Origin of the sequence: Streptomyces sp. NPDC017890, from assembly GCF_044328675.1 — a bacterium.
Classification (GTDB): domain Bacteria; phylum Actinomycetota; class Actinomycetes; order Streptomycetales; family Streptomycetaceae; genus Streptomyces.
Genome location: NZ_JBIRHU010000140.1, coordinates 1 through 1,523 on the forward strand (window position 1 = coordinate 1; position 1,523 = coordinate 1,523).

The window sequence follows — 1,523 nt, forward strand, 5'->3', positions numbered from 1 at the left end:
CACCGCAGTAGACGGGCTTAGTGGCAGATGGGGTTCTCGCGAGATTCTTTTCGACACTCATGGCCTTGTCTCCGATGTGGTTGCACGTGTGGGGCAGTCTTCGTCGCGCGGTGCGTCGTGGATCTCGTCGCAGGTCCAGCAGGGGTTGCAGACTTTGCAGTCGACGCATTGGCTGCAGGGTGGGCTGATGTGACAGGAGCAGTCGTGGCACTCGATCAGCGCGGACGAGGCGACCAAATAGGTGTTGGTCCCCGGATCGGATGCGCTCACGACGCCACTTCCTCGACTGAACCCGCTTCCCAGGCACAGGGGTCGAGGTCGACCTCGTGGGAGCATTCGTGGCACAGACCGGCGTAGGCCATGTTCTCCGCCAACAACTTTGCCGTCCGTGGATCAGGAGCCTCCACGTCGAGTGTGTGGTTCGCCGTTTGGGTGAGGTTGACTCGGAAGGTGCTCATGCTCACCCCTCCTCGGCCGCAACGAACGGGGCGAGGTTGGGATGCCCTATGCGACAGACGGCGTATGACCCGTCACAGCCCAGCCACTCCGAGTTATCCGCGCGACGCACCCACTGGAACCCCTGGACGTCTTTGACCTTCCGCACGGTCGGCGGCACGTCGTTTAAGCGCTGCCATTCGGTTTCGTTGGAGGAACGCGGGATAGTGTCACCTCCGCAATTCGTGCAGTACGGGGCGGGTGGCACGTTCAGCTTGCAGGCTGGGCAGTAACGTGGCGGCGGTTCAGCAGGAGCGGAGTTGGTCGGCGAATCAGTATCGGGGACAAGCCGATACCAATCCCCATTCGCACTGCATGCCTCCTTGATCAGGGCTTCGCGAGTCTCGATCGCGCCAGTCCGAGCGTTATGCCATTCATTGTCCGCGCCGAAGTAGTACGTGGCCCAACCGATTCGGACCACCTCACCAAAGGCATCTGCCGGGAACACACGACCCGCACGGGCCTCCGCCTCAGTAGGCTCAGCGCAGACGGGCTCAATGTGGTGATGTGCAGTGTGCCCATCTCGACGCGTGCATTGACGAGCGTCGCCGCTCTCGGTTTCCGCATAGAAGTCGCAACGCTCCTCCTCAGCAGGTTCGGTTGCCGGGAACAGGGCGCGGAGACGGGCTTGCGCATCGAGCACAACCTTGATCACATCGAGCACAACCTTGATGTCCTGCGAACCATTCAGGCCGAGCACCGTCCGCATGTCTTTCACCTGTTCGGCGGTGAGTGTCATACCGCCGGCAGGGACGAGACGGCCAGCCGCGGTGAGATGCGCAAGAACAACCGCGGCCACTTCCTCCCATTGCGACCACCGATCGCATGTCGCGGAGAGCTCTTCGACGAGGGCTGCAGTTTCAGGGGCATGCGTGGTGACATCAGCTGCATCGGCACGCATCTCGGAGACTGCGGCTGCCATCTCCTGGCTGATCCTTGTGAACTTCTCGATTCGACTCTCAGTCATTTCGTACTCTGTCCGTCGTAGTTGATGGTTATCTACCTCGACACTAGACACTGGAGGTGTG

3 protein-coding genes are annotated in these 1,523 nt (G+C 61.3%); 1 reads left to right on the plus strand and 2 read right to left on the minus strand.

Going from position 1 to position 1,523, the window contains the following annotated elements; all coding sequences use genetic code 11:
* On the plus strand, positions 1-193 hold a 193-nt coding region (locus ACH4F2_RS36045; RefSeq protein ID WP_398136813.1), incomplete at its 5' end, for a hypothetical protein.
* 73 nt (positions 194-266) lie between these two features.
* Here the strand turns inward: ACH4F2_RS36045 and ACH4F2_RS36050 are convergent.
* Positions 267-458 (minus strand): hypothetical protein, encoded by a 192-nt coding sequence (locus tag ACH4F2_RS36050; protein WP_353798910.1) that lies wholly within the window; start codon positions 456-458, stop codon positions 267-269.
* Positions 459-460: 2 nt separating this feature from the next.
* Positions 461-1,417 (minus strand): hypothetical protein, encoded by a 957-nt coding sequence (locus tag ACH4F2_RS36055; RefSeq protein ID WP_351646551.1) that lies wholly within the window; start codon positions 1,415-1,417, stop codon positions 461-463.
* Positions 1,418-1,523: the final 106 nt, after the last annotated feature.